Genomic DNA, 6871 nt, shown 5'->3' on the forward strand with positions numbered 1-6871 from the left:
GGCCCCGATGCCCCGGTCCTTTCTGTCGATCTGCGTCGGGTCAGGCGACGTTCAGGCTGACCGTGCCGCTGACCTCCGGGTGGAGGCGGACGGTGACCTGGTGCGCACCGGTCGTCTTGATCGGGTTGGTGATCTCGATGCGGCGCTTGTCGAGGTCGGGACCGCCGGCGGTCTTGACGGCCTCGGCGATGTCGCCGGCGGTCACGGCGCCGAAGAGGCGGCCGCTCTTGCCGGACTGGGCCTTGACGACGACCTTGAGGCCCTTGAGGGAGTCGGCGACTTCCTTGGCCTGGTCCAGGGTCGCGATCTCGCGGGCGGCACGCGCCTTCTTGATCACGGCGATCTGCTTCTCGGCGCCCTTGCTCCACTGGATGGCGAAGCCGCGCGGCACGAGGTAGTTACGGCCGTAGCCGTCCTTGACCTCGACGACGTCGCCCGGAGCACCGAGACCGGCAACCTGCTGCGTGAGGATCAGCTTCATCTCAATCCCCTTCCTTAGCGAGCGGTCGAGGTGTACGGGAGCAGCGCCATCTCACGCGCGTTCTTGATCGCGGTGGCGACGTCGCGCTGGTGCTGCGTGCAGTTGCCGGTCACCCGGCGCGCACGGATCTTGCCCCGGTCGGAGATGAACTTCCGCAGCAGCGGCGTGTCCTTGTAGTCGACGTAAGAGATCTTCTCCTGGCAGAACAGGCAGACCTTCTTCTTGGGCTTGCGGGGCGGTGGCTTGGCCATCGTGGTGCTCCTCGAACTCAGAGCCCTGCCAAAGCAGGAATGGACGTCTTTCAGTATTTCCCTGGCACAGCCCCCCAGATTTCTCCAGAGAACCGATACCAGGCGGACTACAGGCTACTCACCCGCAGCCCAGCGGAAGCCGCACCCGAGTCACCCGGCGAACCAGGCGCTCACGACTCCCGCCATCCCGGTATGGCAGCAAGGTGTCACCCCGCTGCCACAGCGACGGGCTTGATCAGAACGGCGGTTCGTCGGAGAAGCCGCCACCGGCGGGAGCGCTGGTCGCCCAGGGGTCGTCCTGGGGCGGGGTCGCCGGGCCGCCGGAGTAGCCTCCGCCGCCCTGGTAACCGCCGCCACCGCCGCCACCCTGGTAACCGCCGCCGCCACCGCCCTGGTAGCCGCCACCGCCGCCGTAACCGCCACCGCCCTGACGGGAGGTCTTGGTCACCTTGGCGGAGGCGTTCTTCAGGGACGGGCCGACCTCGTCCGCCTCGATCTCGTAGACGGTGCGCTTCTCGCCCTCTTTGGTCTCGTAGGAGCGCTGCTTGAGGCGACCCTGCACGATCACCCGCATGCCCCGCTGGAGGCTTTCCGCGCAGTTCTCCGCGGCCTGCCGCCAGACGTTGACGGTGAGGAAGAGGCTCTCGCCGTCCTTCCATTCGTTGGTCTGCTTGTCGAGGAACCGCGGGGTGGACGCGACGCGGAAGGACGCGACGGCCTGTCCGGACGCGGTGAACCGCAGGTTGGGGTCCTCGACGAGGTTGCCGACCAGTGTGATCGTGGTGTCGCCTGCTGCCATGGGGTTACGCTCCCGACTCCGGTGTGGGGCTCACAGCGAGGTCTCAGTGGACCTCGGGACGCAGGACCTTCGTACGCAGCACCGACTCGCTCAGGTTGAGCTGGCGGTCAAGCTCCTTGACCAGCGCGGGCTCAGCGGTGAGGTCGACGACGGCGTAGATGCCCTCGGACTTCTTCTGGATGTCGTACGACAGGCGCCGGCGGCCCCAGACGTCGACCTTCTCCACGGTGCCCCCGCCGGTCTTGACCACGTTGAGGAACTGGTCGACGGTCGGCGTGATCGCGCGCTCGTCGAGCGACGGGTCGAGGATCACCATAACTTCGTAGCGACGCATTGAGGTCCCTACCTCCTTTGGACTGATGCGGTCACGGCGTTCCCGTGACAGGAGGGCTAGCTGCCTGCCCGCTTCCGACTCTGGGGCGATTGCCCTGAGCGCAGAGTGCGGGACCGAACCAGGCTACCAACAACCCGTGGGTCGTCAGACCTGCTTCCACAGCTCCGCCGGTGTACGAACGCCGTCAGACGACGCTCGTCCGCCGCCGGTCGAGCTCGGCCATGAGATCGAACATGCGCGCTCGCAACTTGGCGGTCTGGGTCGTCAGCGTCGACAGCTCGTCGATCAGCTCCGCGTCGCCGATCTGGGAGAACTCGTTCATCAACCCTCCTCGTATCGAAGTCGTGTTCGACTCTAACCCCCTCCGCCGACAAAATCCCGCCCCTGTGGACGGCCCGCCCCGCCGGGTGCTCCGTCCGGTGCGCGCCCTCGGGGGAGGACCGTTGTCGGCCCTCGCCGTTAGCCTTGACGCATGCGCATCGGAGCCCATGTCAGAGACGACGATCCCCTCGCCGCCGCCGCGGAGCTGCAGGCCGACGTCGTGCAGTTCTTCCTCGGCGACCCGCAGGGCTGGAAGAAGCCGGTGCTGCCCGAGGGCCTGGCCGCGGCGGTGAAGGCCTCCGAGGTCGAGGTCTTCGTCCACGCCCCGTACCGGATCAACGTCGCGACGACCAACAACAAGGTGCGGATCCCCAGCCGCAAGCTGCTGGAACAGCACCTGCAGGCGGCCGCCGAGATCGGCGCCAAGGGGCTGATCGTGCACGGCGGGCACGTCGGCGACGGCGACGACCCCCAGGTCGGCTTCGACAACTGGCGCAAGGTCTTCGAACGGCTGGAGTGCCCGATCCCGGTGCTGATCGAGAACACCGCGGGCGGCGGCAACGCCATGGCCCGCAAGTTCGACAGGATCGCCCAGCTGTGGGAGACCCTGGACGGCGTGGCCGGCATGGAGAAGAACGTCGGTTTCTGCCTGGACACCTGCCACGCCCACGCCGCCGGCGAGGAGCTGCTGGACGCCGTCGCGCGGATCAAGGCGATCACCGGCCGCATCGACCTCGTGCACTGCAACGACAGCCGCGATGCCTTCGGCTCCGGCGCCGACCGGCACGCCAACCTCAAACACGGCCAGATCGACCCGGAGCTCATCGTCGCCGTCTGCCGTGACGCCGGCGCCCCCATCGTCCTGGAGACCCCGGGCGACGGCCAGGCCGACGACATCGCCTTCCTGCGCGAGGCCCTCTGAGGCTTCGACGTCCTGCGCGGGGCTCGGGTCCCGCGCAGGCCGACCGTCTCCTCCGCGTCGAGACCAGCCCGCTCGCCGTCCTCAGGAGCCCGCACGGAACGGCAGGCGTACCGACACGCCGCCTCGGCACCGACGAGCCTTACCCGCGTTCCGCTTCCGATGCCGTCCCTGGGTTCTGCACCGACACGATGGCGGTCGCGGACGCCGAAGTCCCGGCCAGGGCGTTCTGTGCGGAGCGTTCAGTCCTCGGGGACGGGCGGCAGCTCCCGCAATCCGCCGTCGGGGCCGGGGAGCAGCACGTACATGGGCGTGTCGCTCTCCGCCCAGGCGTCGACGGCGTCGCGGAACACGTCCAGGGCGGTGGAGAACGTCTCGGGGGCGGCTTCGGCCAGGGATCGCCAGCCGGGCCAGACGATCAGGTAGCCGCGTTCGGCGGGCAGCCACTCCATGTCGGTCAGCAGGTCGTAGAAGGCGTCCCAGTCGGCGGAGTCGGCTTCTTCGGGGAACTCCAGGACGTCCGCCGCGTTGGTGAAGAAGCCCTGCTCGTCCTGGGACTCGCCCAGGCCGAAGACCTCCCAGCCGGCGTCCTCGGCGTCCGCCAGCCACGGGGGCGCCTCGACGTCGGCGTGGCCGCCGCCCATGGCCAGAGGAAGCGCGAGCCGCCCGTCCGGCGTGCGGGTGAGACCGACCTGCTGAGGCCGCCTGGCGGTGCGGAACAGCTCTTCCAGCGGGATCTCCCAGCGGTAGGCGCCCGGCGCCACCCGTCCGGCGATCAGCCCTTCCAGCCCGTGCATGCGCTCCTCACCCGTGTTCGACGCGCCCGGCCGCGAGTACCGGGAACCCGCCGATGGTAGCCGCGGCGGGCCGGGGACGTGACGTCACCGCCACTCACGGGTCTGGTCGCCGAAGCCCCAGTCGAGCAGGCGCCTGGCGTCATAGAACCGCCTCTTGTCGGTGGGCGAGCCGAGAATGACGCCGATCTGGGTGCGCTTGCCGCGTTTGGCGGCGAACATGAAGCAGTAGCCGGCGCCGTTGGTGTAGCCGGTCTTGATGCCGAGGATGCCGGGGTACTTGCCGATCAGCTGGTTGGTGTTCTCGAACGTGTAGGTGCGCTTCTTCGCCGTCCGGACGGTGATCTTCTTGGTGGCGGCGGCCTTCCTGATGGTGGGGAAGCGCAGCGCGTACCGGGCCACCTTGACCTGCTCGGCCGCCGTCGAGTACGTCGACGTCTGGGACGGGTAGGGCAGCCCGTCGAAGTTCGCGTAGTGCGTCTTCTTCAGCTTCAGGCGCTTGGCGGTGGCGTTCATCTTCGCGATGAAGTTCTTGTAGCCCGGCCCGTAGGCGTCGGCGAGGGCCGCGGTGGCGTCCGCCCCCGACTCCAGCATCGCCCCGTACAGCAGGTCACGGACCTTGACCTTGTCCCCCACGACGAGGCCCGCCTCGCTGGCGCCCCACTTGTCCCCGTAGGTGGTGTACTTCTTCTTGATCGTCAGGGTGCGGTCGAGGTTCCCCTCCTGCCGCAGCACCACGATCGCCGTCATCACCTTCGTCAGGCTGGCGATGGGCCGCTTGGCGTCCATGTTCTTGTTCCAGAGGGTCTTGCCGCCCAGGCTGAGCGCCACCGCCTTGGCCTTGACCCCCGGCCTCGGCCCCCGCTGCACCGCCTCCGCCGGCGTCCCCGTCCCCACGAGCACCGCCGCCCCCACCACGACGGACACGATCAGCTTGCGCACGACACCCCCGGCACTGGCTTCCTAGATCAGCCGCCCACCCTGGCACCCCCCTACGACACTTCGCAAACCACACACACCCGTCCACCCGGCCGAACCGCCCCTCCGCTCGCCCCGCCCGCCCCCTCCACGCAGCACCGATTCCCCCGACCCCCGCGAACCGGCTGTCCACAGAATCCAGTTCGGCCCTCTACGGCTTCGGGCGCGACCGCACAGTGGAGCCATGACCCAGCCCGAGCTCTTCACCGCCGCCCCGCACGACCACCGCCCGCTCGTCGCCCATGGCACCGGCCCCTTCGAAGCCCGTCTCCGCCTCTTGGAGCGCCTCCGCGTCCCCTTCCTCCTCACCACCCGCGCCGCCGCCTTCTTCTGGGGCCTGACGATCCCCCGCCGCACCCCCGCCACCGTCCCCCTGGAACTCGCCGTCCCCCACCCGCCTCCGGCTCCCGCCCCCGCTCCTTCCGCGGGCCCTCCCAGGGCGGCCATCCCCGCTCCCGGCCCCGCAGAGCCGTTGCTCCCCGGCTCGACCCGTTCGCCCTCGGTCTCGGATGCCCTCATCCCCCTGCCAACGGTCTCCTCCTCCGAACCCATCGATCACCGCCCCTCCTCCTCCGGACCCATCGGCCGTCGTGCCGCTTCCTCCCGGCCCGTCGGCCAGCGGGCCGCCTCGGCTTCCGGCGTTCCGAAGGCAGACGCTCCACGCTCCACCCCGGCCGCCGTCTCGCCGCGAGCGCCCGCCGCTCGCCCCAGCCGCGATGATCCGCCTCTCCTACGGCTCCTGCCGGAGGACATCACGTCGCTGGGCGGCCGTCGTCTCACCACCCTGGAGCGCACCGCCTACGACTGCGCCCGCTCCCTGCCCCGCTACGAAGCCCTCGCCCTGGTCGACCAGTCCCTCGCCCGAGGCGCCTCCCTACCGGCTCTTCTCGCCCGCGCCCGCCGCGCCGCAGGCCCCGGCTCCACCCAGGCCCGCGCCGTCATCGCGATGGCCGACCCCGCGGCCCAGTCCCCCGGCGAGTCCCTCGTCCGCGGCGTTCTCATCGACACCGGCTTCCCCCGCCCCACCTGCCAGCTCCCCGCCCCGCCCACCCCCTACCGCCTGGACCTGGGCCACGCCCGCTACCTCTGCGCCCTCGAATACGACGGCGAAGCCCACCACACCGGCCGGGCCCACCGCTCCCACGACACCTTCCGCCGCACCCGCCTCGCCTCCCACGGCTGGCGCGTCCTCCCCGTCACCCGCGACTTCCGCACCACCCCCGCCCCCTACCTCCACGCCTGGCTCACCCTCCTCCTCGAATCCGGCTGGTCCCCCACCCCCACCCACCTGTCCACCCTCACCCGCCGCATACGGACCCTTCGCCTCCCCCTCCGCTTACTCCACCCCAACCCCCCCCCACCCCCGTCCACAGACCCCCCCAGCCTCGTGCCGCTTTCAGCCGTCACCCACAGCTGAAAGCGGCACGAGCCCCTGTCCGGTCACCCGGCATCACCCCACAACGCCCCCACAACCCGCTACAGCCCCTCAAATCGCCCCCTACAGGAGCCCGCCCACCGACCCGCTCCTCCGCCTCCGCCCCCAGGAACCGCCCGCAAAACGCCCCTACAAGGCTCGCCAACGGGTAACGGGCAACGGGAACAGACGGCGAAGTAGAAGCCGGATGGGAACCGACGCCGTGAGGGGCCCAGGAGGGGACGACGAGTAGAGACCAAGTAGGAACCGACGACGGTGAAGTCCATGTGGCAACGAGTAGGACCAGGGGAACCGACGCCGGGCAGGGACCGAACGGGGTCCTACGACGAGTAGGGAGTTGGGGAGCCGACGACGGGTGGAGTCCAGATGGGACAACGACAAGCGGGGTGGGGGAACCAACGAGAAACGGGCCCAGGCGGGCCAAGTGGGACGACGACGAGCAGGACCCGATGGGAGCCGACGACGGGTGGAGTCCAGGCGGGACAACGACAAGCGGGGTGGGGGAACCAACGAGAAACGGGCCCAGGCGGGCCAAGTGGGACGACGACGAGCAGGACCC

Annotated in this window: 9 protein-coding genes; 2 read left to right on the forward strand and 7 right to left on the reverse strand. The window is 70.0% G+C overall.

Features of this window, described 5'->3' with window-relative positions; translation table 11 throughout:
* Positions 1 to 40: 40 nt before the first annotated feature.
* The 5 genes from rplI to ABD140_RS04810 form a co-directional block, all read right to left on the reverse strand.
* Positions 41 to 481 (reverse strand): 50S ribosomal protein L9, encoded by a 441-nt coding sequence (gene rplI / locus ABD140_RS04790; RefSeq protein WP_344237087.1) that lies wholly within the window; start codon positions 479 to 481, stop codon positions 41 to 43.
* A gap of 14 nt (positions 482 to 495) precedes the next feature.
* Positions 496 to 732: a 30S ribosomal protein S18 gene (rpsR, locus tag ABD140_RS04795; RefSeq protein WP_106396786.1), complete on the reverse strand. Its 237-nt coding sequence runs from the start codon at positions 730 to 732 to the stop codon at positions 496 to 498.
* Positions 733 to 967: 235 nt separating this feature from the next.
* Positions 968 to 1531 carry a single-stranded DNA-binding protein gene (locus ABD140_RS04800; RefSeq protein ID WP_344237092.1) on the reverse strand — a complete coding sequence of 188 codons (564 nt, stop codon included), beginning with the start codon at positions 1529 to 1531 and terminating at the stop codon, positions 968 to 970.
* 43 nt (positions 1532 to 1574) lie between these two features.
* Positions 1575 to 1865 carry a 30S ribosomal protein S6 gene (rpsF, locus tag ABD140_RS04805; RefSeq protein ID WP_106396784.1) on the reverse strand — a complete coding sequence of 97 codons (291 nt, stop codon included), beginning with the start codon at positions 1863 to 1865 and terminating at the stop codon, positions 1575 to 1577.
* 184 nt (positions 1866 to 2049) lie between these two features.
* Positions 2050 to 2187 (reverse strand): hypothetical protein, encoded by a 138-nt coding sequence (locus ABD140_RS04810; RefSeq protein ID WP_344237095.1) that lies wholly within the window; start codon positions 2185 to 2187, stop codon positions 2050 to 2052.
* Between the two features lie 150 nt (positions 2188 to 2337).
* Between ABD140_RS04810 and ABD140_RS04815 the strand changes: the two genes are divergently transcribed.
* On the forward strand, positions 2338 to 3108 hold the full coding sequence (locus ABD140_RS04815; RefSeq protein WP_344237097.1) for a deoxyribonuclease IV: 771 nt from the start codon (positions 2338 to 2340) through the stop codon (positions 3106 to 3108).
* Between the two features lie 239 nt (positions 3109 to 3347).
* On the opposite strand, the gene ABD140_RS04820 is transcribed toward ABD140_RS04815, so the two are convergent.
* Together ABD140_RS04820 and ABD140_RS04825 are read right to left on the reverse strand one after the other, a co-directional pair.
* Positions 3348 to 3902 (reverse strand): barstar family protein, encoded by a 555-nt coding sequence (locus ABD140_RS04820; protein WP_344237099.1) that lies wholly within the window; start codon positions 3900 to 3902, stop codon positions 3348 to 3350.
* An 84-nt stretch (positions 3903 to 3986) separates the two neighbouring features.
* Entirely contained in the window at positions 3987 to 4841 is an 855-nt protein-coding gene (locus tag ABD140_RS04825) for a D-alanyl-D-alanine carboxypeptidase family protein (RefSeq protein WP_344237101.1), read from the reverse strand.
* Between the two features lie 220 nt (positions 4842 to 5061).
* Between ABD140_RS04825 and ABD140_RS04830 the strand changes: the two genes are divergently transcribed.
* Complete coding sequence (locus tag ABD140_RS04830) at positions 5062 to 6294, forward strand: hypothetical protein (protein ID WP_344237103.1); 1233 nt, start codon at positions 5062 to 5064, stop codon at positions 6292 to 6294.
* The last annotated feature ends 577 nt before the right edge of the window (positions 6295 to 6871 follow it).

Source organism: Actinocorallia libanotica, assembly GCF_039525175.1.
Classification (GTDB): Bacteria; Actinomycetota; Actinomycetes; order Streptosporangiales; family Streptosporangiaceae; genus Actinocorallia; species Actinocorallia libanotica.